The organism is Duganella sp. GW821-FHT01E12, from assembly GCF_059422325.1.
The window spans coordinates 171,796-195,677 of the sequence record NZ_JBWKWR010000001.1; the positions used below are offsets into that span (position 1 = coordinate 171,796).

A 23,882-nucleotide genomic window follows, 5' to 3' on the forward strand; every position below is an offset into this window, starting at 1 on the left:
GGCGTCTAGATAGGGGGCGAGGGCCTCGTCGCGCTAGGCGACGAGCAGCCAGTCGGGCCGCGCGGGCCGGTCGGCGATGTGGGACAGGTAGCGCGACGGCGCGGGCGGCGCGTGGCCGGCCGGCGCGGCGGCCAGCGCGGGCGCGGCGTGGGCCGGCGCCGAGGCCTGCACCGCGTGGTGGCAGACCTCGCAGTCGCTGTGGACCTTGGCCGGCTTGCCGTTGTCGGCGCCGTCGTCGGACTGCGCCTGGTGCTGATGGCCGTGGTGGCCGAAGTGCGACACCTTGGCCGGCTCATGCTGGCAATAGACGGCCGCCATCGACCAGGAATACTGGATCGGCAGCATGGTCAGCAGCAGGATGAGCAGGATTTTTTTCACGCGGCCATTGTAGCAGGACATGGCGCATATTTTTGCTTGTGTAATCGGCATGTCATACGACGTCATTACTCTATGGCCTTTTCCCACCCACCTAGGATTCCTGCATGCATCTCGTCCCCGCCCGCCCCCTGCTGCTCGCCGTCAGCATCGCCCTCGCCCTGAGCGCCTGCGGCGCCGGTTCCGAAGACCAGGTGCTGGTGGTGCCGCCGGCGCCGGCCGACCAGGGCGCGGCCGAGGCGGCGCCGGTGCCGGCCGTGACCGCCTTTGTCGACACGGTGGCCACCAACCAGCGCGGCGACGCCCGCTACGCCACGCTGGCCACCAACGCCGGCGTGCGCGTGCTGGCCGGCTTCCTGCAGGTGTGGAGGCCGCTCACCGAGATCGTCGACGCCGGCGTCAGCGCCGACGCGGCGGCCGGCTTCCCGGCCGTGGTGGCGTCCACCTGGACCGGCGTGCCCAACGACGGCAGCAACGGCGGCACCATCGTCAACCCCGCCGTGCACGCGGCCAACATCGACTACGTGGTGCAGGCCACCGCCCACCGCACGCCGGCGCAGGCGCTGCAGGCCTATTTGGACGACCGCCGCAACAAGGGCTACAGCGTGTCCGACGGCATGGGCCCGCTGACGGCCGCGTGGCGCGCCGCCGCCCGGCAGACCACCACCATCAGCGCCGTGGCCGACGACGCCACCAGCAAGTTGTACAACGACGGCGGCAACAACAACGGCGTCGGCGGCAGCGCCAACGCCGCCTTCGGCGCGGTGGTGGACTTCGTCAACCTGGTCGGCACCAACGGCTCGACCGAGCCAGCCAAGCGCTTCTACAAGTACGCCCGCCCCTACCGCTGGAGCGCCGCGGTGCAGGTGCTGCCGGCGCTGGTGCCGGCCAAGAGCGCCACCCCGGCCACCGACGGCGGCTTCACCAGCGGCCACTCGGCCGAGGCGATGCGCAACGCGCTGGCGATGGCCTACGCGGTGCCGGAGCGCTACCAGGAGTTGCTCAGCCGCGCCCTGGAGTTGGGCGAGGCGCGCATCTGGGCCGGCATGCATGCGCCGCTGGACGTGCTCAGCGGCCGCATCCACGGCGAGGCGGTGGTGGCCGCCAACCTGGCCGACCCGGCCAACGCGGCCAGCAAGAGCGCGGCCGTGGCGCAGGCCCACGCCACGCTGATGGCCGCCACCTCGACCACGGCCGACAGCTTCCTCGCCTACGCGCAGTCCGGCGCCGGCGGCGACCGCTTCGCCGACTACGCCGTCAACCGCGCCAACTACCTGCGCCGCAGCACCTACGGCCTACCGGCCAGCGGCGCGGCCGGCGCGCCGGCGGTGGTGCCCAAGGGCGCCGAGGTGCTGCTGGAAACCCGCCTGCCCTACCTGAGCGAGGCGCAGCGGCGGGTGGTGCTCAAGACCACGGCGCTGCCGTCCGGCGCGCCGGTGATGGACGACCCCGAGGGCTGGGGCAGGCTCAACCTGTTCGCCGCGGCCGACGGCTACGGCGCCTTCAACGGCAACGTGGTGCTGGTGATGGACGCGGCCAAGGGCGGCTTCCACGCGGCCGACCGCTGGCGCAACGACATCGCCGGCACGGGCAAGCTGGTCAAGCAGGGCAGCGGCACGCTCAGGCTGGCGGGCGACAACAGCTGGAGCGGCGGCACCGAGCTGACGGCCGGCGCGCTGGCCGGCGACAGCGCCGGCGCCTTCGGCAACGGCGAGGTCTACGTCAGCGGCGGCACGCTGATCGCCAACGCGCCGGGCGCGCTCAAGCTGGCCCGCTACACCCAGCTGGCCGGCGCCACCACGCTGGAGCTGGACCTGGGCGGCGGCGCGCGCGGCAGCGTGGCGGTGGCCGGCGACGCCGTCATCGCCGGCGGCACGCTGCGCGTCAAGTTCGCCGGCGGCTACCAGCCCAGGGCGGGCGAGACGCTCACGGTGCTGACGGCCGGCCGCCTGGCGGGCCGCTTCGCCGCCATCGAGGCCGACGGCGTCAAGCTCACGCCAAGCTATGGCGGCGGCGCGCTGACGCTGACCTTCGGCGGCTAGCGAGCGGGCGGCGGCCGTTCCCACAAGGGCGCCGCTTGAAACTACAATAGGGCTTCCCGGTCATCGAGAGGCGCAGCGCATGAATCCAGACCAGCAGCCCGCGGCATCGCAAGGCGATTTCTTCAACACGCTCAACGACAAGGTCGAGGCCCACGGCGCGCTGGTGGACCGCTTCCACGCCGACCTGCAGAATTTTTCCAAGCAGATCGCCGGCTGCGACAAGCTGGTGCGCATGGCCCACATCAGCCTGAACCAGATCGACGCCCGCATCGCCGAGGCGGTGCGCATCGAGGCCCAGGCCGCCGTGCGGCTGGAGGCCACCGGGCGCGAGGCGGCGCGCGCGGCCACCGAGGCGGCCGACGCCGCCGTGGCCGGGCTGCTCGGCCAGCTGCGCGCCGCCACCGGCGAGGCCGCGCAAGTGTGCCAGGCGCTGCACCGCGCGCGCGGCCAGACCGGCCTGTGGCTGGGCGCCTATAGCGCCGGCACGCTGGCGCTGTGCCTGCTGTCGGCGTGGATCGCCTACCAGCTGCATCCGGACACGCCGCTGCCGCCCGAGCTGGCCGCGTACGCCGAGCAGGGCCGCAAGCACGCGGCGCTGCTGGACAAGGCCAGCGACAAGGAACTCAAGCTGATCAGGGAAATCCAGGCGCGCCGCGCCAGGCCGAAGTAGGCGCGCCGCTCAGTTGGCGGCCAGGCCGTACTTGCGCAGCAGGCGCGCCAGCGTGCCGTCGGCGCGCATGGCCTCGTGCGCGGCGCGCCAGGCGCGGCCCTCGTCCTCGCCGATGTCGAGCGAGCCGGCCAGCCAGATGTCGCCGCTGCGGAACACCGGGCTGAAGTTGAAGTCGGCCTCGCGCTGGCCGTCCAGCCGGGCCGCGTGGCGGTGGATGTCCTCGCCGCCGTAGGTGGCGTCCACCACGCCCTTGCTGACCATGCGCATGCACTCGCGCACCGACGCGCACTCGGCCACCGCGCTGAAATGCAGCGACTGCAGCAGGCGCTTGTGCGGCGAGCCGCGCAACACCGCCACCGGGCGCCGCGCCAGCGCAGCCGGGTCGCGCAGGTCGACGCCGCCGCGGCGGCCGACAAACACGAAGTCCTGGCGGCGCAGCCGCACCAGCCAGCGGTACTGCGCCTCGCGCTCGGGGGTGCGGGTCAGCGGCACCACCAGCGTGCGCGGCTGCACCGCGCTCAGCGCCAGCGCCCGCTGCCACGGATAGAATTCCAGCGTGGCCGGCGCGCGCACGCGGCGCGCCATCTCCTGCGCCAGCTCCACCAGCGCGCCGGGGCGCCCGGCGTCCTGCGCCACCGCGTACGGCGGCAGGTCGGCCGCGAGCAGGCGCAGCGGCTCCGGCGCGGCGTCCGCCGCCCCCCCGCACAGCGCCAGCGCGCCTGCCCAGGCCAGCGAGCGCAGCAGCGAGCGGGCCGGCGCGGCCCAGCGGCGGCCGCTCACGGCGCCTCCCCGCCGACGGGCAGGCGCAGCGACACCCGCGTGCCGCGCTGCGGCGCGCTGTCGAGCGTGACCTGGCCGCCCATCAGGCTGACCACCATGCTGTGCACGCTGGCCAGGCCGAGCCCGGCGCCGGTCAGGCCCAGCTGGGTGGTGTAGAACGGCTCGAACACGCGCGCCACATGCTCGGGGGCGATGCCGACGCCGTCGTCGCGCCAGTCGACGTGGACCGCGCCGGCGGCCGCGCGCGCCTCGACCACGATGGCGCCGCCGGCGCGCCCGGCGAAGGCGTGCAGCAGGCAGTTCTCCAGCAGGTGCTGGAACACCTGCTGGCAGGCGCCCGGATAGCCGTGCAGCCACAGCTGGTCCGGCAGGCGCAGCGTCAGCGTCACGGCGCGCGCGCGCAGGCTGTGCTCCCAGGCGCCGGCGCAGTGGCGCAGGCGCTCGGCCAGGTCGAAGCGGCTGGCCGGCTCGTGGGTGGGCTGGCCGGCCAGGCCCTTGAAGCGCTCGACCAGGCGGCCGATCTGGGCCAGCGCGCGGTCGACCAGCGCGCCGCCCTCGGTGACGCCGGCCAGCAGCGCGGCCACCTGGCTGCGGCGCAGGCTGCCGCCGTCCAGGCCGTGCCGCAGCGACTCGGCCTGGGCCGTGATGGCGCTGGCGGCCACCCGCGCGTTGCCCAGCGGCGTGTTGAGCTCGTGCGCCATGCCGACCACCATGCGCGACAGGCCCAGCTGCTTTTCCTGCTGCATCAGCGCGCGCATCGCGTGGGCCAGCTCGTCGGTGCGTTCGCGCACCTGCTGTTCCAGGCGGTCGTGCGCCGCCCGCAGCGCCTGCTCGGCGCCCTGGCGCACCGCCACCTCGCGCCGCAGCGTGGCGAGCGCCTCGTTGAGCTCCTCGTTGCGCTGCATCAGCGAGTGCTCCAGCACCGTGCCGTGCTGCGCCAGCAGCGCGTTCTGGTGCAGCAGCTGCGGACGCTCCATGACGGCGCTGAGCGTCTCGTCCAGCGAGATCGCCAGCGCGCGCTTGTGGCCGCGCTCGGCCGCCACCTGCTCGATGGCCGCGGCCAGCGCCGCCTCCACGTGGCCCCAGCGGCGCCCGTAGCGGCGGATCGCGTGCAGCGTGATCTCGCGCAGGCGCGGGCCGTGCAGCGCGTCGGCCGCCAGGCCGGCGTCGTAGGCCAGCAGCGCCGGCCAGGCGCGCGCCGGGTCGCCGTCGGCGCAGTCGGCCAGCCGCGCGGCCAGCGCCAGCCACGGCGTCCAGTAGCCGTCGCGCCCGTACTGGGCGTGCAGCTGGGCCGTGTAGGCGCGGCAGGCGCCGGCCTGGCCGCAGCTGGCGCTGACCACGGCCAGGTTCAGCAGCGCCAGGCATTGCTGCGCCTCCAGGCCGTATGCGCGGCTGCGGCGCAGCACCAGCTCGCGCCGCGCCAGGCAGTCGCGCCACAGCGGCGCGGCGGCGTCCTCGTCGGCCTCCTCCAGCGCCAGGTAGTAGGCGCCCGAGGCCGCGCTGTCGAGCAGCATGACGTGCAGGGCCGGCGTCAGCTCGGCCGGCTGGGCCAGCATGGCGGCGCAGAACTGCAGCAGTTCCGGGTACATCTCGGCGCTGAGCATGACGCGGCAGCGGGTGGCGCGCATCTGCGTGGCCAGCCGCGGCAGCGCGCAGCGCGCGTACAGCTCGGCGGCCTTGGCCAGGCTGTCGAGCGCGGCGTGGTGCAGGCGCAGCCGCATCTGCACCCAGTGCAGCGCCCGCAGCGCGGCGGCCTGGGCCAGCGGATGCTGCTCGGTCTGGGCCTGCAGCTGCAGCGTTCTGGCCGGCAACAGCAGGGCGTCGGCCGCGCAGGCCGGATCGGCCGCGCGCGCCAGCAGCGCGAACGCCTCGCGCTCGCGCGCCTGCGAGCCGTTGAGCGGGCGCGCCGCCAGCGCGCGCAGGGTGGGCGCGTGCTGGGGCATCTCGTGCGCCAGCAGGCAATCGCGCAGCGTCTGCAGCAGCGGCTCGGCCTCGGCCACCTCGCGCTCGGTGGCGGCAGTTGGTCGTGTTTCAGATGCGGACATGGCACTGCCCCCGTAGCGAACTCATGTCGGTCCAGTATTACACGAAGCGGCTTGCAGCTGAACAGTCGAACGCCCGGCTGTTGCAAATTCGTGGCTAAAACGACAGCGCCCGGCGCGGCGCGCGGCCGCCACATGGCTTATCATGGCCGTGGATGGGGATGTCAACAGGCGGAACACGGTGAAACTGACCTTGCTGGTACTGGACGGAGTGCAGGCGCTGGACGTGGCGGGGCCGCTGGACGTGTTCGCCGAGGCCAACCGCCTGCTGGCCGCCGGGCAGCGCTACGACATCGCGCTGGTCGGCGGCCGGCCCGGCAGCGTGCTGTGCTCCAGCGGCCTGGAGTTCAAGGTCGACGCCGACTACCGCAGCAGCCAGGCCGAGACCGACCTGCTGCTGGTGGCCGGCGGGCCGCGCTTCCCGGAATACCGGCCGGAGCCGGCCCTGCTCGACTGGCTGGCCCTGCGGGCGCGGCGCGCGCGCCGCTACGGCGCGGTGTGCAACGGCGTGTTCCTGCTGGGGCACGCCGGCCTGCTGACGGGCCGCGAAATCACCACCCACTGGGACCACGCGGCGCGGCTGGCGGCCCAGTTCCCCCGCGCCACGGTGCGGCCGGACAAGATCTTCGTGCGCGACGGCAAGCTGTTCACCTGCGGCGGCGTCACCGCCGGCATCGACCTGTGCCTGGCCCTGCTGGCCGAGGACTGGGGCCACGAGCTGGCGATGCAGGTGGCCAAGCGCCTGATCGTCTACATCCGCCGCGACGGCGGCCAGTCGCAATACAGCCCCTACCTGGCGGTCGGCCCGGACGAGGACGCGCTGGTGGCCAGGGTGCTGCGCCATGTGACCGAGCACATCGCCGAGGCCCTGGGCATCGAGGACATCGCCGACGCGGTCGGCGTGAGCCGGCGCACCTTTTCGCGCGCCTTCGCCAAGCACGCGCACGTGACGCCGTCGGTGTTTGTCGAGCAGGTCCGCATCGACTTCGCCCGCAAGCTGCTGGAGGAGACCGACGTGCCGCTGAAGACGGTGGCGTTCCGCTGCGGCTTCCGCAACGCCAACCAGATGCGCATGAGCTTTGCGCGCCGGCTGGGCACCACGCCCAAGCAGTACCGCGCACGCTTCCGCGCGGACGACCTCGGACGGGCCGCTTAGCGCTTTTGGGGACAAGCGGCGCGTCTTTGGGGCCAGCCCGCGCCCGCCCGGCCGGCGCCGGGCCACAATGGCCGCATGCGCAACCACCCATAGGAGCCCGCCATGCCATCGCCCTCGTCCTCGTCCCCGTCGTCCCCCGCGCCGCCGGCCGCGCCCGCGCCGTCCCTGCGCCACCTGCCGGTCAGCCTGTTCGGCGCGGTGATGAGCATCGCCGGCCTGGCGCTGGCCTGGCGCCTGGCCGGCAAGACCTACGGCGCCGGCGCCGCGCTGGCGGACGCGCTCGGCGTGGCCGCGCTGGCCGTGTTCATCGTGCTGGCCCTGTCCTACCTGGGCAAGCTGGCGCGCTACCCGGCGCTGGTGCGGCAGGAATTCGCCCATCCGGTGATCGGCAGCTTCTTCGGCACGGTCGGCATCAGCGTGCTGCTGCTGTCGAGCGTGATCGGCGGCTACAGCGCGGCCGCGCAGCTGGCGCTGTGGTGCGCCGGCGCCGTCGCCACCCTGGCGCTGAGCGCGCGCATGATCGCCCGCCTGCTCGACGGCAACGCCGAGCCGGCCAGCGTGGTGCCCGCGTGGCTGATCGCCGGCGTCGGCAGCCTCGACATCGTGGTGACCGGCGGCGCGCCGGCGGCCGGCTGGGCCCGCGAGCTGGTCCTGCTGGCGGCCGCCATCGGCGGCGTCAGCGCGCTGGTGTTCTTCGTGCTGATCTTCTCGCGGCTGGTGCACCACGCGCCGCTGGCCGGCCCCATGCGGCCGTCCAAGATGATCCTGGTGGCGCCGTTCGCGGTCGGCTTCATCGCCTACGTCAAGCTGGCGCAGCGGGTGGACCTGTTCGCCGCGCTGCTGTTCTACTTCGGCCTGTTCCTGTTCGTCATCGTCGGCTACCGCCTGCTGCGCCGGCCCGCGCCGTTCTCGCCGTCGTGGTGGGCGATCGGCTTCCCGATGGCGGCGCTGGCCAACGCCGCGCTGACCTACGCCGACGCGGTCGGCGGCGCCGGCCTGGCGTGGCTGGCGGCGCTGCTGCTGTGCCTGCTGACGCTGGCGGTGCTGGCGCTGGCGCTGCGCACCGTCCACGCGCTGGCCACCGGCCGCCTGCTGACCGCGTAGGCGCCGCCATGGACCTGCCGCTCAAGCTGGGCCAGAACCTGGCCGACTACGAGGACTTCTACGACATGCTGGGCGACTCGCACCACGGCCTGGACGCGCGGCAGAGCAGGATGCTCAACGACCAGCTGATCCTGCTGCTGTCGAACCACATCGGCGATCTGGCGGTGCTGCGCCAGGCGTTCGCGCTGGCGCGGGTCCACGTCGAGCGCACGCTGCCGGGGTGACGCGGTCAGCCGCTCTTTTTGTAGCGGACGTACAGCGCGCACGGCAGGCCGACCAGGATGGCCAGCCACGGGAAGCTGGCGATGACGTGGGCGCAGGCCACGACGAACAGGCAGATCACGGCCAGCGCGAGCGCGAAGCCCATGCGCTCGCGCCACTTGCCGGCGGCGGCGGGCGGCGCGGCGGGTCGCGTGGTGGCGGCGCGCGCGGCGTCGGGTCGCGCGGCGGTGGCGGCCTCTGCGGCGGCGGCACGCCCGGCGGCGCCGGCCGGCGGAGCCGGGTCCGGCGGCGGCAGCTCGACCGGCAGGTGCAGGCGCACCAGCGGCGCGGCGCGCTCGGACGTGGCCGAGGCGCGGCACTCGTTGGCGCAGCGCAGCTCCGCCTCGATGATCCAGCTGTCGAGGCGCCGGCCCCAGTTCTCCAGGGCCACGGCGTCGGCCTCGCCCATGTTCTTGTAGGCGCTGTGCTCGTTCTTGACATTCATCTCGTTGGACAACCTCGCCTGCTCGTCATACAGCGTCGCCAGCAGATGGTGCGCCGGCGCGGCCGCCGCGGACTGGGCGAACAGCGGCAGCCTGGCCCACGATTCCGGCTCCCATCCGCGGATGAACAGCGGCCCCGCCGGCACCAGGCTGGACGGCACGCGGATATCGAGATCGGCCGCGATGGCGGCCGCCAGCTGCCGCCAGCCGGTGTCGGGCACGTCGAGCCGGCCCGGGCGCTCGGCGACCCGCCAATAGGTGTCGAGCTCGCCGCCCCACGCGGCCGCGTCCGGGAACGCCGGGCAGCGGCCGTCGTCGGGCAGCAGCGGATGCGCGCGCCAGTCGGCGCGCTCCCTGCCGACGATCCAGATCTCGTGGCGGTCGGCGAAGTGCACGGCCACCGCGTAGGCGCCGCCGCGCGCGGCGCGCCCGGCGCCGAGATCGAATTCGCTGGGCAGGTGCAGCGACAGGCGCTCGGCGCCGCACCGGCGCAGGATGCCCAGCCACCAGGTGAAGTCGTCGGCCAGCAGGGTGTTGCCGTCCGGCTCGCGGAACTGCAGGCGGGCGCCGAAGAAAATGCCGTGGCGGTACCAGTCCTCCAGCGCGGCGTCGCCGCGCAGGAACCGGGTGCCGTAGCTGACCAGCGCCACCTGGCGCGCTATCAATGTGTGACGCAAGCGTCCTCCCTGGTGTGTGTGCGGCCCTTGCGCGACACGGCGCGGCGCGTGAAGAGAACTCAGTCGGCTCCCACAACGGGAGCAAATGGCCGGATAGCCTTCATATGGCGATCCGCGACTCCTTTGAAGTCCGCCGATATACGAGGATCGTTGACCACCTCCTGCCAAAATTGTAGCGCCATGTCATAACACTTCGATAGATGCCTCAGCTCCACTCTACCCATGTAGACCGGCAGCCACTCCCGCTCAATAATCTCACCGTGAGAATTGGGGCGATATAGCATTGGAAGCATGTCATATGCATCCAGCAACCGGTGCTTGCGCTCAAATGTCCATGAGACCGCGATATTTCCATGATGCTTGTCTGTGTTGCCGATGAATGAACCGAAAAGGTCGAGTATCTCAACGGTCATAATGTCCTTCGCAGACAGCTCTCCGAGGCGGCCAAGCTCGCGGGCGACAGCTGTCCAGTTCTGATCCATCATCCCCAGATCGCCATCCAATGCAGAGAAGGTAGCCATTGGAAGGCGTCCTCTCAACCCGACTCGATCGAACCGGACAACCTCTAAAAAAACACGGGAGTCCAGTTCGAGAATCGCGGTTTTAGCTGCAGCGATGCCATTGCGAGCGAGAACTTGTAGGGCCAAATGCTCGCATATGAGCAGGTCTCCCCAGCGTCTTCCAGATGGCGTATTAACTTGCGGAGAGAATTTGACTATGACGTGCTCAACCAACATCCCGTCATCTTCGCGACGGATCACGGCAGTGAACTTAGGCTGCTCGCCACCTGCGGATGAGCCCGGAGGTTCGCCTTGCATGGTGTCTTCTGCCATCCCAGGGTAGCGCACAACGCGCAACTCAGCTGGAATAACCTGCCTCTCCAGCGGGGCGAAAGACTCAATATACCTGGCATAGGACGCATTACCGAGCATGAGGTCTCCCGCAGCATTTTCACTGCGCCGGGAAATGTATTTCAATATTTGCTCATCCGTCCAGTACAAGATGTTGTCAGGCAAATCTAATTCCCGGTTTCTTCCCGGTTCCATGCGCCCCAAAAATCCTTGAGGGCGAAGGTCCCGGATGAAAAATGGCATGCCCTTAAACACCTCATATCCGGTCCCCTCCAAGGGCATCGTGGCGTAAAACTCGCCTTGAAGAACATCCAGGTATCCAATGGGCGCAAGCCCGCCCCCTTCAGAAACACGAAATATCGGAATAGGAAGCTCGACTCCTTGGATCTGACGCCTCAGGGCATACTGTCGCGCCTTACCGGCACCCAACACCACCCCGTCTCGTACGGTTGCCCATAAACGTGAGAAAGTAGGCTGACTGATGCCAAGCTCTCTCAGAATGGCTGACGTTTTTGCAGGCCCCCCCTTGAGAAAATGTCGCAAGCTTTCAATGTTTTGGATTTTAGCCACTATGTTTTCGAAATTTTGTAAATAGAAAAATTAGCTTGTTTTCTATAGGGGCTTGTACGTTTTTGAATACAAAAGTGAATAGTATCGCGAATGGAATTATCGTATCACACAAGTGGCATGGAACAAATTCCTCACCGGCTCTTTGCGGGGTATGGAGAGGGCAATAAAAAGAGCCCGCTGTGCGGGCTCCGGACTACTTGTTTTCAATGAACCGGCTCGTTAGAACGGTATGTCGTCGTCCATGTCCGAGAAGTTCGGCGCCGGGCGCGGGGCCGGGCGTGGTGCCGGGGCCGGCGCCGCCATCTGCGGACGCGGGGCCGGGGCCTGGCGCTGCGGCGGGGCTTCGTAGCCGCCGCCGTCGTCCATGCCGGCGTCGCCGCCCATGCCTTGACGGCCGCCCAGCATTTGCATCTGCTCGGCGATGATGTCGGTCGCGTACTTCTCGACGCCGTCCTTGTCGGTGTACTTGCGGGTCTGCAGGCGGCCCTCGACGTAGACCGACGAGCCTTTTTTCAGGTACTGGCCGACGATTTCAGCCAGGCGGCCGAAGAACGAGATGCGGTGCCATTCGGTGAGCTCTTTCTGCTCGCCGGTGTTGCGGTCCTTGGATTTGTAGGATGTCGCCACAGCAATGTTGGCGATCGCGTCACCGCTGGGCATGTAGCGAATTTCCGGGTCGCGACCCAGATTGCCGACGATGATGACTTTGTTGACTGATGCCATGTATAAAACTCCTGAGTAACGGCGGCCGCCTCAAGCGGGCTGTTTATGTAGTGCGCAAACAGCGATTATAGTCGAACGGGCCAGCCCCCCGCCAAAATTTGCGTTGCAACCGCTCAAGAAAATACTGGTATTATATACAGTGCCGCGACGCCCAAGTTCGATCTGGCGCAAGGTCGGCGCATATATTCAAACCCAGCTATAGTAGCGGGTTGACCCGAAAGGCAAAAAATCCATGGAACAGATCCGCATCCGCGGCGCACGCACGCACAACCTCAAGAACATCAACCTCGACCTCCCGCGCAACAAGCTTATCGTGATCACCGGCCTGTCCGGCTCCGGCAAGTCCTCGCTGGCGTTCGACACGCTGTACGCCGAGGGCCAGCGCCGCTACGTGGAATCGCTGTCGGCCTACGCCCGCCAGTTCCTGCAGCTGATGGAAAAACCGGACGTCGACCTGATCGAGGGCCTGTCGCCGGCCATCTCGATCGAGCAGAAGGCCACCTCGCACAACCCGCGCTCGACGGTCGGCACCGTGACCGAGATCCACGACTACCTGCGCCTGCTGTACGCGCGGGTCGGCACGCCGTACTGCATCAACCACCCGGACCACGCGCTGGCCGCGCAGACCGTGTCGCAGATGGTGGACGCCGTGCTGGCCATGCCGGAGGGCACCAAGCTGATGATCCTGGCGCCGGTGGTGGCCAACCGCAAGGGCGAGCATTCCGACCTGTTCGAGCAGATGCAGGCGCAGGGCTTCGTGCGCTTCCGCGTGCAGAGCGGCACCCACGACGCCAAGATCTACGAAGTGGACGACCTGCCCAAGCTGAAGAAAACCGAGAAACACACCATCGACGTGGTGATCGACCGCGTCAAGGTCAGCGCCGACATCAAGCAGCGCCTGGCCGAGAGCTTCGAGACCGCGCTGCGCCTGGCCGACGGCCGCGCCGTGGCCTTGGAGATGGACTCTGGCGCCGAACAGGTGTTCTCCAACAAGTTCGCCTGCAACGAATGCGGCTACTCGCTGCAGGAGCTGGAACCGCGCCTGTTCTCGTTCAACAATCCGATGGGCGCCTGCCCCGAGTGCGACGGCCTCGGCCACATCGAGTTCTTCGATCCCAAGCGCATCGTCGCCTTCCCGAACCTGTCGCTGGCGTCCGGCGCCGTCAAGGGCTGGGACCGCCGCAACCAGTTCTACTTCCAGATGCTGTCCAACCTGGCGGCCTACTACGAGTTCGACCTGGACCTGCCGTACGAGCAGCTGCCCAAGACCGCGCAGGAAGTGATCCTGCACGGCTCGGGCAAGACGCAGATCCCGTTCACCTACGTCAACGAGCGCGGCCGCACCGTGGTCAAGGAGCACGCCTTCGAGGGCGTGGTCACCAACCTGGCGCGCCGCTACCGCGAGACCGACTCGATGGCGGTGAAAGAGGAGCTGGCCAAGTTCATCAACGAGAAGAAGTGCCCGTCGTGCGACGGCGCGCGGCTGCGCGTCGAGGCGCGCTACGTCAAGGTCGGCAGCGGCAAGCAGGAGAAGGCCATCTACGAGATCGCCGAGAAGCCTTTGCGCGACACGCTGTCCTTCTTCGAGCAGCTGAAACTGAAGGGCGCGAAGAAGGAGATCGCCGACCGCGTGGTCAAGGAGATCATCTCGCGCCTGCAGTTCCTCAACAACGTCGGCCTCGACTACCTGTCGCTCGACCGCAGCGCCGACACCCTGTCCGGCGGCGAGGCGCAACGCATCCGCCTGGCCTCGCAGATCGGCTCCGGCCTGACCGGCGTGATGTACGTGCTCGACGAACCGTCGATCGGCCTGCACCAGCGCGACAACGACCGCCTGATCGAAACGCTCAAGCACCTGCGCGACATCGGCAACAGCGTGCTGGTGGTCGAGCACGACGAGGACGCCATCCGCACCGCCGACTTCATCGTCGACATGGGCAAGGGCGCCGGCGTGCACGGCGGCGACGTGATCGCCCAGGGCACTTTGCAGGACATCCTGAAGAACAAGAACTCGCTGACGGCCCAGTACCTGAAGGGCACGCTGAAGATCGCCGTGCCGAAAAAGCGCCACGTGGCCGACCCGGACAAGCAGCTGGTGATCACCGGCGCCACCGGCAACAACCTGAAGAAGGTCAACCTGCACCTGCCGGTCGGCCTGATGACCTGCGTGACCGGCGTGTCCGGCTCCGGCAAGTCCTCGCTGATCAACGACACGCTGTACCCGGCCCTGTCGCGCCACCTGTACGGCTCGCAGACCGAGCCGTCGCCGCACGACGCCATCAGCGGCCTGGAGCACTTCGACAAGGTGATCGCGGTCGACCAGGCGCCGATCGGCCGCACGCCGCGCTCGAACCCGGCCACCTACACCGGCCTGTTCACGCCGATCCGCGACCTGTTCGCCACCGTGCCGACCGCCAAGGAACGCGGCTACAGCGCCGGGCGCTTCTCGTTCAACGTCAAAGGCGGCCGCTGCGAGGCCTGCCAGGGCGACGGCGTGATCAAGGTCGAGATGCACTTCCTGCCGGACGTGTACGTGCCGTGCGACGTCTGCCACGGCAAGCGCTACAACCGCGAGACGCTGGAAGTGCAGTACAAGGGCAAGAACATCACCGAGATCCTCGACATGACGGTGGAGGACGCGCACGAATTCTTCAAGCCGGTGCCGCTGATCGCGCGCAAGCTGCACACGCTGCTGGACGTGGGCCTGGGCTACATCAAGCTGGGCCAGAGCGCCACCACCTTGTCGGGCGGCGAGGCGCAGCGCGTCAAGCTGTCGCTGGAGCTGTCCAAGCGCGACACCGGCCGCACGCTGTACATCCTGGACGAGCCGACCACCGGCCTGCACTTCCACGACATCGACCTGCTGCTGAAGGTGATCCACCGCCTGCGCGACCAGGGCAACACGCTGGTCATCATCGAGCACAACCTCGACGTCATCAAGACGGCCGACTGGATCGTCGACCTGGGACCGGAAGGCGGCGCGGGCGGCGGCAAGATCATCGCCGCCGGCACGCCGGAGGAAGTGGCGACCAACCCGGCCAGCGTGACCGGCAAGTACCTGGTGCCGCTGCTGAAGTGATGCCGTCGCCGCCGCGCAATGCGGCGGCGGCCCCTCCGCTCATCTCTTCTTGATTTCGGGCAATTCGTTCCGCGCCAGCCTCAAGGACAATGCAGCAATGCATCTTCCTTGGGGACCGCCATGTCATTCAATAAAAAGCACTACCTGCCCGCCGCCGCGCTGGTGGGCGCCACGGCCATCGCGGTGGCGTCGCTGTTGGCCTACAAGGCGCGCGCGGAACGGCAGCAGGTCGACTTCATCACCCGGTTCTACCGCAGCTACCTCGGCGACACGCGGCGCGCGCCGCCGCCCGCCGGCACCTTCTACTCGCCGGAACTGGAAGACCTGCTGGCCACCAATCACGCGCTGTGCGGCAAACTGGCGCGCAACGACGAGATCTGCGGCTACGACGCCGATGGCGACGTCTTCCTGAACGCGCAGGAAACCGCGCCCGATCTGAACCTCGGCAAGGCCGGCTTCAAGGCGGCCTACTCAGGAAACGGCAACGTCGATGTGTCCTTCAATGTCTTCCCCGGCCAGGGCGACAATTACCGGCGCAAGATACGCTTCGTGCTGGCACTGGAAGACGCCGGCTGGCGTGTGGACGATATGCTGTTCGGCGCCAACACGTTGCGGCGCGACGTCCAGCATGAAAATGAAACGCTGCTGGCCCGTATGCGGACCAGCAGCGGCAGCGGCACTGCAACAAAGGCGGCGGCGCCGCCCTGAGCACTTACTGCGCGGTGACGCGGCTCTGCTTGAGCTTCTCCTCGCCCACCCAGTCCTTGATGTGCGACTCCAGCACGTCCATCGGCAACGCGCCCGCGCCCAGCACCTGGTCGTGGAAGCTGCGGATGTCGAAGCCGGCGCCCAGTTCCTTGCGGGCGTAGTCGCGCAGCTCAAGTATCTTCAGTTGGCCGATCTTGTAGCCCAGCGCCTGGCCCGGCCACACGATGTAGCGGTCGGTCTCGCTCTGCACTTCCACCTCCTCGATGCCCGAGTGGTCGTGGAAGAAGTCCACCACCTGCTGGCGGTTCCACTTCTTGTAGTGCAGGCCGGTGTCGACCACCAGCCGGATCGCGCGCAGCATCTCGTCCTGCAGGTGGCCGTAGTAGCTGTACGGGTCCTGGTAGAAGCCCAGCTCCTCGCCCAGCCGCTCCGAGTACAACGCCCAGCCCTCGGCATAGGCGGTGTAGTTGCCCTGCTGGCGGAAGGTCGGCAAGCCTTCGATCTCCTGCGCGATGGTCAGCTGCATGTGGTGGCCCGGCACGCCCTCGTGCAGCGCCGTGGTCTCGATGTCGATGGTCGAGCGGTGGGCGAAGTCGCCGGTGTTGACCATCACGCGGCCGGCGCGCTTGCCGTCCGGCGAGCCCGGCATGTAAGCCGCGGCCGACGCGCCCTTCTCGCGGAATTCCTCGACCGGCTTGATCTCCACCTTACCCTTGGGCAGCACGCCGAACTGCTGCGACAGCTGGGTGTACATCTGGTCCGTGTATTTCTGGTACAGGTCGATGATCTGCTGGCGCGATTTCGGGTGCAGCTCCGGCTTGGCGGCCACCGCCTTGTTGAAGCTCTTCAGGTCCTGGTAGCCCAGCTTCTGCGCGGTCGCCAGCATCTGCCCTTCGATGCGCTTGACCTCGGACAGGCCCAGTTGATGGATCTCCTCCGGCGACATGTCGGTGGTGGTCGAGGACTTGGCCTTGTACGTGTAGCGCGCCGCGCCGTCCGGCAGCGACCACATGCCGACGTCCGTGCGGCCGTATGGCGCGTACCTGGTCCTGGTGTAGACAGCCAGCTTCTTGTAGGCCGGGATCACGTCCTTCTGCACCGCCGCCAGCACCTCCTTGCTCAGGCGCGCCTTGTCGGCGGCCGAGAACTCCTTGGGGAACTTCTTCAACGGCTCGGCGAACGGCGAATCGGCCGGCTTCATGGCCGCCACGTCCTCGCACTGCTTGACGATCTTCGGGATCAGGAATTTCGGCGGCATCAGCTTGTCGTGCACGCCCTTGTCCATCTGCACGCGGGTCTCGTCGAACAGCTTGGGCAGGCTGTGCAGGCGGGCGATGTAGTCCTCGTAGTCCTTGACGGTCTCGAACGGCAGCGCCGAGACCAGCTGCGGCGCGTCGATGTGGATGCCGGAGTTCTGCGCCAGCGGCATCTCCCATTCCTTGAAGCGGCCGCCCTCCACGCTCTGGCGCAGCTGGCGCACCATCAGCTCGCGGTTCAGCTGTTCCTGCAGCGGGAAGCCGCTGGTGTCGATCGCCTCGAAGCGCTGGAGGAAGTCGGCGCTGGCCTTGAGGTCGGCGTCGATGCCGGCCTGCGAGAAGTCCGACCATTTGTCGTTGTAGCGCTTGTCGCCCAGCAGCGACGCCCACTCGGGGCTGGAGCGCATGGTGTATTCCCACTGCTCCTTGATCAGGGAGTTCAGCGCCTCGCGGCGGCCGGCCAGGTCGGGTGCCGTGGTGTCGGCGTGGGCCACGCCCAGGATCAGGGAGAACAACAGGGCGCTGGCGACGCCGATGCGGGTGGTTGCAGTTGTCATGTCTAGAGGCCTATCGAAAGAATGGTGAGCCTGCACTGTATGCCGCCGCCCCGCGCCGCGCGCACGGATTGAGACGGAATGTTAAAACATGGGCATGGAACGCATTTTTCGCGGATCGGCAGGACAGTCCACTAATCCCGCCGCAGCGGCCCGGTCCCGCTCAGGTCCGGCAGCGGATGGGCCTTGAGCTGCGCCGCGTCGCCGATGCGCAGGATGGACGCCGCGCCGCCGTCGTGGGCCGGCCAGGCCGGCAAGCCCCGGCCGTTCGGGCTGCCCGTGCGGGCGAAGCGCACCCAGGTGTCGGCCAGCCTGGCCGCCAGTTGCCGGTCCGCCCCGCTCCATGCGCGCCGGTCGGTGTCGAGATTGTCGAACACGTAGGGGAGCTCGGCGCCGTGGCCCGCGCCGCAGCCGTAGCCGCACGGCGTGGCCGGCTCGGCCGGCTGGTGCGCGAAGAAGTAGGCATACGCCTTGGACCGGCCGTGGCGCGCCTGCAGGCCCGCCCAGTGCGTCATGCGCCAGCCCCACCAGTCGTTGGTCAGCTGCACGATGGAGGCGCGGGCCTGGGCATCCGTGGCACCGGGGTAGGCGGCCAGCAGCGCGGCGGACGGCGGACGGCCCAGCAGCCTGGCCACCAGCTCGCGGTGGCCGGCCGCCGTGAAATCGCCGGTGCCGAGCAGCTCCGGCGCCAGGTCCTTGCCCTCCTCGGCGTTCCAGCCCACCAGCAGCGGCACGTCGTTTTGACGGTGGTGGCGATAGATCGTGGTCAGGTCTGCGCGCAGCACGTGGCCGTCGACGATGGTGCGCGGCGACCAGGCCCGTTGCTGCAAGGCGCCGGTGCCCAGCGCGCGCAGGTCCGCCAGACGCGGCGCGACGGCGGCGCCCTCGGCCTCGGCGGTCTTGCGGTCGAACAGGTGGTCCTCGGCGGGATCGATGGGCATGGCGTCGTTGCCGCTCTCGGCGATGGCGCGCTGGAACAAGCCCTTCGCCAGCGGCGACGCCACCAGGATAGCGACCGACTCGCCGCCGGCGGACTCGCCCGCGATGGCCACGCGCTCGGGGTCGCCGCCGAAGGCCGCGATGTTGTGCCGCACCCAGCGCAGCGCGGCGATCTGGTCCAGGATGCCCTGGTTGCCGGAGGCGTGGTCCGGCGATTCGGCCGACAGCTCCGGGTGGGCGAAGAAGCCGAAGATGCCGAGCCGGTAGTTCAGGCTGACGACGATGGCGCCGCGCCTGGCCAGGTTGGCGCCGTCGAACAGCGGCTGCGCGGCCGTGCCGCCGTAAAAGCCGCCGCCGTGGATCCAGACGATGACCGGCAGCCTGGCCGCGCGCGCGGGCGCCCAGACGTTGAGGTAGAGGCAGTCCTCGCTTTTGGGGTTGGCGACCCAGGGCGCGGTCTGCGCGCACGCGGCCGAGTAGGCGCTTGCCGGCCGCACGCCCGTCCACGGCGCCACCGGTTGCGGCGCCTGCCAGCGCAGGGCTCCCACCGGCGGCGCCGCGTAGGGGATGCCAAGGTAGCTCCGCATGCCGCCGGCGCGCAGGCCGGCGATGGCGCCGCCCGTCACGCTTACCGGCGCGGTGGTGGCTTGGGTGGCTTGGGTGGCTTGGGCGGCATGGGCAGGCAAGGCCGCCACGCACACGGCGGCCAGGGCGATCGCACGGAAAGGCGTCATCATCGTTCTCCAGGTTGCCGTGCCGCGCACGGGGGAGTGCGCAAGACTACCTGCTTTCCGCGCCGGCGCAGGTACGAATTTCCCCAACCGGGGTTTCGAAATTTAACAACACCGGCCCGGGCCGGCAGTTCGCCCACCTGGCGCAACGCGCGCGCCGGCGCTACGCAATCTCGAGGTCCGAGAGGGGAAAGTCGCGCTGGCCGGTATGCAGCGGTTCGGCGCGGATTTGCGCGATCGGCGCGCCGGCGTGGCCGACGGCGTATGCTCGCTCTCGAGGATGGCTTCCATGACGCGCAACATGATCCAGGGATCGATGTCTTCGCGCCGTCCGGCCGCGTCCTCCGGCGCCACGGTCTTGACGCGGAAGTGGTATTGGCCTTCCCGCAGCATCTGCTTGACCAGCGCGCCGATGTAGCCGGCGTCGGCGCGCGCGGCGCGCGGCTTGGCCAGGTTGAACGTCGGCAGCGCCTGGCGCACCGTGCACAGGCCGCGGAAATCGACCACCGAGGTCACCGTGGTCTGGTACAGGAAGAACGGCCCTTCCCGGTTGCGCAGCAAATAGTCCTGCGCCAGCACCTGCCGGTAAATCCAGCGCGGAGCCGGCATCGCCCTGGAAGCCGTCGCCGATGCCGATCAACAGATCGCGGCCTTCGGACACGATCTCGCCGCGTTTGAGCTGGTTCGACCAGCGCGGGAAAACGACTTCGATGCCGGGGAAGTGGGTCGCGTAAAACTCCCACAGCGCGCGGGCGCGCCGGAACACCGGCAGCTCGTCGCCATAGCCCATCATGACGACCAGGTCGGGACGTCGGGTTTGCCCGATGCGCTCCAGCAGGCCGGCCTGTCCGCCGGTGTCGGTTTTGATTTCCATCGGGCGATGGTAATCAAGTTTCCAGACTTAAAACAGCATAAAGTCGTCGTTGGTATTCGGCAGCGACCTGAGTGTGCGGCTGAAGGGCCGGCACAGCAGGTAGAGCACGAGCAACAACAAGAAGAGGGCGGTTTTCATAGCAAGCTCCGGTTTTCGCACACATGTGCGAAATTAGTGTCAAGAAAACCGCGGACTAGCCGCGGCCGGGTTTATTCCATGTCGTTGAAGCTTTTGTAGGTCGAGATCAGGCGGCTGAAGGCGCGCTGCATGTGGCGCCTGGCCTGGCCGTCGCGCAGGAAACGGGTGTCGTGGATCAGTCCCACGATCAGGCTGTAGATTTCGTAGACCAGCTGGCCGGCGTCGGTGTCGGGCCGCAGATGGCCCAGCTCCATCGCCTGCAGGATGGTCTTGCGCAGCGCGGCGCGCCAGGCCATCGCGCCCTGCTGCAGGCGGTCGCGCAGCGGGCCGTCCTGGTCGTCGTACTCGAAGGCGCCGGCGCTGTACAGGCAGGCGTTGCGCAGGCTCTCGTCGCAGGCCCGCTGCGACCAGGCGCCAACCATGGCCAGCAGCCGCGGCAGGCCCTTGGGCTGCTGCAGCGCCGGCAGGAACACTTGCTGCGAGAAGCGGCGGTCGTATTCGTCCAGCACGGCGGCCTGCAGCGTCTCGAGCGATCCGACCCGCGAAAACACGCCGCTCTTGCTGATGCCGGTGCGCTTGGCCAGCTCGCCCAGCGACAGCTTGCCGATGCCCTCGGCCGCCGCCATGTCCAGCGCGGCGTCGATGATGGTGGCGAAGGTGGCTTCGCTTTTGGCGGTCAGGGTGTCCATGACCCGAACTTTAGCACACCTGTGCGAAACTGCAAGCAAAAAAAACCCGGGAGCTGGTCCCGGGCCATGGGATTAGCGCGCCAGGCGCTTCTCCAGTTCGGCTTTAACCGCCGTCAGTTCGGTGGGCATGTGGTAGGCCAGCTTGGCGAACAGCTCGTCGTGCAGCTTGAGCTCTTCGCGCCAGGCGTCCTTGTCGATCGAGGTGATGGTTTCGAACTCCTCCGGCGAGAACGGGATGCCGTCCCACTTCAGGTCGCCAAAGCGCGGGGTGGTGCCGAAGATGTTCTCGACGCCGCCGGCCTGGCCTTCGATGCGTTCCAGCATCCACTTGAGCACGCGCATATTGTCGCCGAAGCCGGGCCAGACGAAGTGGCCCTGCTCGTCGGTGCGGAACCAGTTGACGCAGTAGATCTTAGGCAGCGCGGCGGCGTTGAGCTGGCCCAGCTGCTCGCCCATGTTCAGCCAGTGCTGGAAGTAGTCGCTCATGTTGTAGCCCATGAACGGCAGCATGGCGAACGGATCGCGGCGCACCACGCCCATCTGGCCGGCGGCGGCGGCGGTGGTTTCCGAACCCATGGTCGCGGCCATGTACACGCCCTCGACCCAGTTGCGCGCCTCGGTCACCAGCGGCACGGTGGTCGAGCGGCGGCCGCCGAAGATGAAGGCCGAGATCGGCACGCCGGCGGGATCGTCCCAGGCCGGATCGATCACCGGGTTCTGGGTGGCGGCCACGGTGAAGCGGGCGTTCGGGTGGGCGGCCTTGGTGCCGGAGGCCGGCGTCCAGTCCTTGCCCTGCCAGTCGATCAGGTGCGCCGGCGCTTCCTTGGTCAGGCCTTCCCACCAGATGTCGCCGTCGTCGGTCAGCGCGACGTTGGTGAAGATGGTGTCCGAGCCCAGCGAGGCCATGCAGTTGGAGTTGGTGCGGGTGTTGGTGCCCGGCGCCACGCCGAAGTAGCCCGCTTCCGGGTTGATCGCGTACAGGCGGCCGTCGGCGCCCGGCTTGATCCAGGCGATATCGTCGCCGATGGTGGTGACTTTCCAGCCGTCGAAGCTGGCCGGCGGGATCAGCATGGCGAAGTTGGTCTTGCCGCAGGCCGAGGGGAAGGCGGCCGCGACGTAGTGCTTCTTGCCTTCCGGCGATTCGACGCCGAGGATCAGCATGTGCTCCGCCAGCCAGCCCTTGCCGTCCACGGCGGCGGCCTGGTGGCCCATGTTGGAGGCGATGCGCAGCGCGAAGCACTTCTTGCCCAGCAGCGCGTTGCCGCCGTAGCCGGAGCCGTAGGACCAGATCTCGCGGGTCTCGGGGAAGTGCACGATGTATTTGGTGGCGTTGCACGGCCAGGCCACATCCTTCTGGCCGGCCTTGAGCGGCGCGCCGACGGTGTGCACGCACGGCACGAACTCGCCGTCGGTGCCCAGCACGTCGTACACGGCCTTGCCCATGCGGGTCATGATGCGCATATTGACCGCCACGTAGGGCGAGTCCGACAGTTCGACGCCGATGTGGGCGATCGGCGAGCCCAGCGGGCCCATCGAGAACGGCACCACGTACATCGTGCGGCCAGCCATGCAGCCGTCGAACAGCGGGTTGAGGGTGGCGCGCATGTCGGCCGGGGCCATCCAGTTGTTGGTCGGGCCGGCTTCTTCCTTGGTGTTGGAGCAGATGAAGGTGCGGTCTTCGACGCGGGCCACGTCGGTCGGGTCGGAGCAGGCCAGGTAGGAGTTAGGACGCAGTGCCTGGTTCAGCTTTTTCATGGTGCCGGAGGCCACCATCTCGCCGCACAGGCGGTCGTATTCTTCCTGCGAGCCGTCGCACCAGTAGATGCGATCCGGCTTGGTCAGGGCGGCGATCTCGGCCACCCAGTTGATCAGTTTTTGCTGCTTGATGTAAGCTGGGACGTTGAGCAATGCCGCAACGCCACCCATGACGGGTTGATTCATACTACCTCCAATGCCAATTAAAATTCTGCGTGCGGCAGGATCGTCGTCAGCTTTTGGCTTGCGCTCGGATGCCCATTCGAAATGGGTCGGCGCGGTCACGGCGGTCTTGCGCGGCCCGGATGTGTGATCGACAGGCCTGTTTTTTGAGGCGATTGTACACCCGTCAACAGCCGTTCCAGTCAAAAATGTAGGAGAAATTGTTGAGTAAAGTAGTAAGCTATTCAGGTTCTTTTGCAAGCCGTTATTTCCCTACGAAATTCCCCATAAGATCGGTCATCTCCCATGAAAATTGCGATTCTCGACGATTACCAGAATGCCACCGCCACGCTCGGATGCTTTGATTTATTGCGCGGACACGACGTCAAAGTGTTCAACAACTCGGCCCGGGGGCTGGGCCAGCTGGCGATCCGGCTGGCGCCGTTCGAGGCCCTGGTGCTGATCCGCGAACGCACCGCCCTCAACCGCGCGCTGCTGGCCAGGCTGCCCAATCTCAAGCTCATTTCGCAGACCGGCAAGCTGGCCGGCCACGTCGACGTCGACGCCGCCACCGAGCTGGGCATCGCGATCGCCGAGGGCGTCGGCTCGCCCACCGCGCCGGCCGAGCTGACCTGGGCGCTGATCATGGCGGCCGCGCGCAAGATCGTGCCCTACGCCGCCAACCTGAAGGACGGCCTGTGGCAGACCGCCTCCATCAATCCGCAGCTGAACGGGCTGGGCGTGGTGCTCAAGGGGCGCACGCTGGGCATCTGGGGCTATGGCAAGATCGGCCAGCTGGTGGCCGGCTACGGCCGCGCCTTCGGCATGAAGGTGGTGGTGTGGGGCAGCCAGTCCAGCCGCGACAAGGCGGTGGCCGACGGCCACGCGGCGGCGGCCTCGCGCGAGGCGCTGTTCGGCGAAGCGGATGTGCTCAGCCTGCACCTGCGGCTGCATCCGGACACGCGCGGCATCGTCACCGCCGACGACCTGGCGCGCATGAAGCCGACCGCGCTGCTGGTCAACACCAGCCGCGCCGAGCTGGTGCAGCCGGACGCGCTGGAGCAGGCGCTGCCGCGCGGCCGGCCCGGCTACGCGGCGCTGGACGTGTTCCCGTCCGAGCCGCTGGCGGCCGACAGCCCGCTGCTGCGCATGCCGACCGTGCTGGCCACGCCGCACCTGGGCTATGTGGAGCGCGACAGCTACGAGCTGTACTTCCGCCACGCGTTCCAGAACATCGTCGATTTCGCCGCCGGCGGCTGCGGCCAGATCCACAACCCCGGCTACCTGGCCAAGGCGCGCTGAG

At 68.6% G+C, this 23,882-nt stretch carries 19 protein-coding genes; 8 read left to right on the plus strand and 11 right to left on the minus strand.

All coding sequences use genetic code 11. From position 1 onward, the window contains the following. Positions 1-33 precede the first annotated feature (33 nt). Positions 34-399, minus strand: a complete 366-nt coding sequence (locus AC07WS_RS00585) for a hypothetical protein (protein ID WP_494727230.1) — start codon at positions 397-399, stop codon at positions 34-36. An 83-nt stretch (positions 400-482) separates the two neighbouring features. On the opposite strand from AC07WS_RS00585, the gene AC07WS_RS00590 reads away from it, so the two are divergent. Both AC07WS_RS00590 and AC07WS_RS00595 read left to right on the plus strand, forming a co-directional pair. Further along, positions 483-2,417: a phosphatase PAP2 family protein gene (locus AC07WS_RS00590; RefSeq protein WP_494727231.1), complete on the plus strand. Its 1,935-nt coding sequence runs from the start codon at positions 483-485 to the stop codon at positions 2,415-2,417. 79 nt (positions 2,418-2,496) lie between these two features. Next, positions 2,497-3,087: a hypothetical protein gene (locus AC07WS_RS00595; protein WP_494727232.1), complete on the plus strand. Its 591-nt coding sequence runs from the start codon at positions 2,497-2,499 to the stop codon at positions 3,085-3,087. A 9-nt stretch (positions 3,088-3,096) separates the two neighbouring features. Here the strand turns inward: AC07WS_RS00595 and AC07WS_RS00600 are convergent, their stop codons facing one another. Together AC07WS_RS00600 and AC07WS_RS00605 are read right to left on the minus strand one after the other, a co-directional pair. Then, on the minus strand, positions 3,097-3,867 hold the full coding sequence (locus tag AC07WS_RS00600) for a substrate-binding periplasmic protein (RefSeq protein ID WP_494727233.1): 771 nt from the start codon (positions 3,865-3,867) through the stop codon (positions 3,097-3,099). Further along, positions 3,864-5,912, minus strand: a complete 2,049-nt coding sequence (locus AC07WS_RS00605; RefSeq protein WP_494727234.1) for an ATP-binding protein — start codon at positions 5,910-5,912, stop codon at positions 3,864-3,866. The genes AC07WS_RS00600 and AC07WS_RS00605 overlap by 4 nt, the downstream gene beginning before the upstream one ends. A gap of 178 nt (positions 5,913-6,090) precedes the next feature. Between AC07WS_RS00605 and AC07WS_RS00610 the strand changes: the two genes are divergently transcribed. The 3 genes from AC07WS_RS00610 to AC07WS_RS00620 all read left to right on the plus strand — a co-directional run bounded on the left by AC07WS_RS00610 (position 6,091) and on the right by AC07WS_RS00620 (position 8,393). Next, complete coding sequence (locus AC07WS_RS00610) at positions 6,091-7,065, plus strand: GlxA family transcriptional regulator (RefSeq protein ID WP_494727235.1); 975 nt, start codon at positions 6,091-6,093, stop codon at positions 7,063-7,065. A 102-nt stretch (positions 7,066-7,167) separates the two neighbouring features. Next, a complete protein-coding gene (locus tag AC07WS_RS00615) occupies positions 7,168-8,169 on the plus strand; it encodes an SLAC1 anion channel family protein (RefSeq protein WP_494727236.1) in 1,002 nt (333 codons plus the stop codon). 8 nt (positions 8,170-8,177) lie between these two features. Beyond that, positions 8,178-8,393: a DUF2783 domain-containing protein gene (locus AC07WS_RS00620; RefSeq protein WP_494727237.1), complete on the plus strand. Its 216-nt coding sequence runs from the start codon at positions 8,178-8,180 to the stop codon at positions 8,391-8,393. 5 nt (positions 8,394-8,398) lie between these two features. Here the strand turns inward: AC07WS_RS00620 and AC07WS_RS00625 are convergent, their stop codons facing one another. The 3 genes from AC07WS_RS00625 to ssb all read right to left on the minus strand — a co-directional run bounded on the left by AC07WS_RS00625 (position 8,399) and on the right by ssb (position 11,694). Then, positions 8,399-9,550 (minus strand): hypothetical protein, encoded by a 1,152-nt coding sequence (locus tag AC07WS_RS00625; RefSeq protein ID WP_494727238.1) that lies wholly within the window; start codon positions 9,548-9,550, stop codon positions 8,399-8,401. 59 nt (positions 9,551-9,609) lie between these two features. Further along, positions 9,610-10,971 carry a type II toxin-antitoxin system HipA family toxin YjjJ gene (gene yjjJ / locus AC07WS_RS00630; protein WP_494727239.1) on the minus strand — a complete coding sequence of 454 codons (1,362 nt, stop codon included), beginning with the start codon at positions 10,969-10,971 and terminating at the stop codon, positions 9,610-9,612. A 219-nt stretch (positions 10,972-11,190) separates the two neighbouring features. After that, on the minus strand, positions 11,191-11,694 hold the full coding sequence (ssb, locus tag AC07WS_RS00635; protein WP_117015390.1) for a single-stranded DNA-binding protein: 504 nt from the start codon (positions 11,692-11,694) through the stop codon (positions 11,191-11,193). A 232-nt stretch (positions 11,695-11,926) separates the two neighbouring features. On the opposite strand from ssb, the gene uvrA reads away from it, so the two are divergent. Continuing rightward, positions 11,927-14,773 (plus strand): excinuclease ABC subunit UvrA, encoded by a 2,847-nt coding sequence (uvrA, locus tag AC07WS_RS00640; RefSeq protein ID WP_494727240.1) that lies wholly within the window; start codon positions 11,927-11,929, stop codon positions 14,771-14,773. A 120-nt stretch (positions 14,774-14,893) separates the two neighbouring features. Continuing rightward, positions 14,894-15,481, plus strand: coding sequence for a hypothetical protein (locus AC07WS_RS00645; RefSeq protein WP_494727241.1), 588 nt, complete (start codon positions 14,894-14,896; stop codon positions 15,479-15,481). Positions 15,482-15,485: 4 nt separating this feature from the next. On the opposite strand, the gene AC07WS_RS00650 is transcribed toward AC07WS_RS00645, so the two are convergent. From AC07WS_RS00650 to AC07WS_RS00670, 5 genes are all read right to left on the minus strand, one after another. Continuing rightward, positions 15,486-17,294, minus strand: a complete 1,809-nt coding sequence (locus AC07WS_RS00650) for a DUF885 domain-containing protein (RefSeq protein WP_494727242.1) — start codon at positions 17,292-17,294, stop codon at positions 15,486-15,488. Between the two features lie 131 nt (positions 17,295-17,425). After that, positions 17,426-18,964 (minus strand): carboxylesterase/lipase family protein, encoded by a 1,539-nt coding sequence (locus tag AC07WS_RS00655; RefSeq protein ID WP_494727243.1) that lies wholly within the window; start codon positions 18,962-18,964, stop codon positions 17,426-17,428. Between the two features lie 102 nt (positions 18,965-19,066). Beyond that, a complete protein-coding gene (locus AC07WS_RS00660) occupies positions 19,067-19,570 on the minus strand; it encodes a hypothetical protein (protein WP_494727244.1) in 504 nt (167 codons plus the stop codon). A gap of 474 nt (positions 19,571-20,044) precedes the next feature. Further along, complete coding sequence (locus tag AC07WS_RS00665) at positions 20,045-20,662, minus strand: TetR/AcrR family transcriptional regulator (RefSeq protein WP_494727245.1); 618 nt, start codon at positions 20,660-20,662, stop codon at positions 20,045-20,047. Between the two features lie 72 nt (positions 20,663-20,734). Then, positions 20,735-22,603 carry a phosphoenolpyruvate carboxykinase (GTP) gene (locus AC07WS_RS00670; RefSeq protein ID WP_494727246.1) on the minus strand — a complete coding sequence of 623 codons (1,869 nt, stop codon included), beginning with the start codon at positions 22,601-22,603 and terminating at the stop codon, positions 20,735-20,737. Positions 22,604-22,885: 282 nt separating this feature from the next. Here AC07WS_RS00670 and AC07WS_RS00675 point away from each other — a divergent pair, with 282 nt between their 5' ends. After that, on the plus strand, positions 22,886-23,881 hold the full coding sequence (locus AC07WS_RS00675; RefSeq protein ID WP_494727247.1) for a D-2-hydroxyacid dehydrogenase family protein: 996 nt from the start codon (positions 22,886-22,888) through the stop codon (positions 23,879-23,881). The last annotated feature ends 1 nt before the right edge of the window (position 23,882 follow it).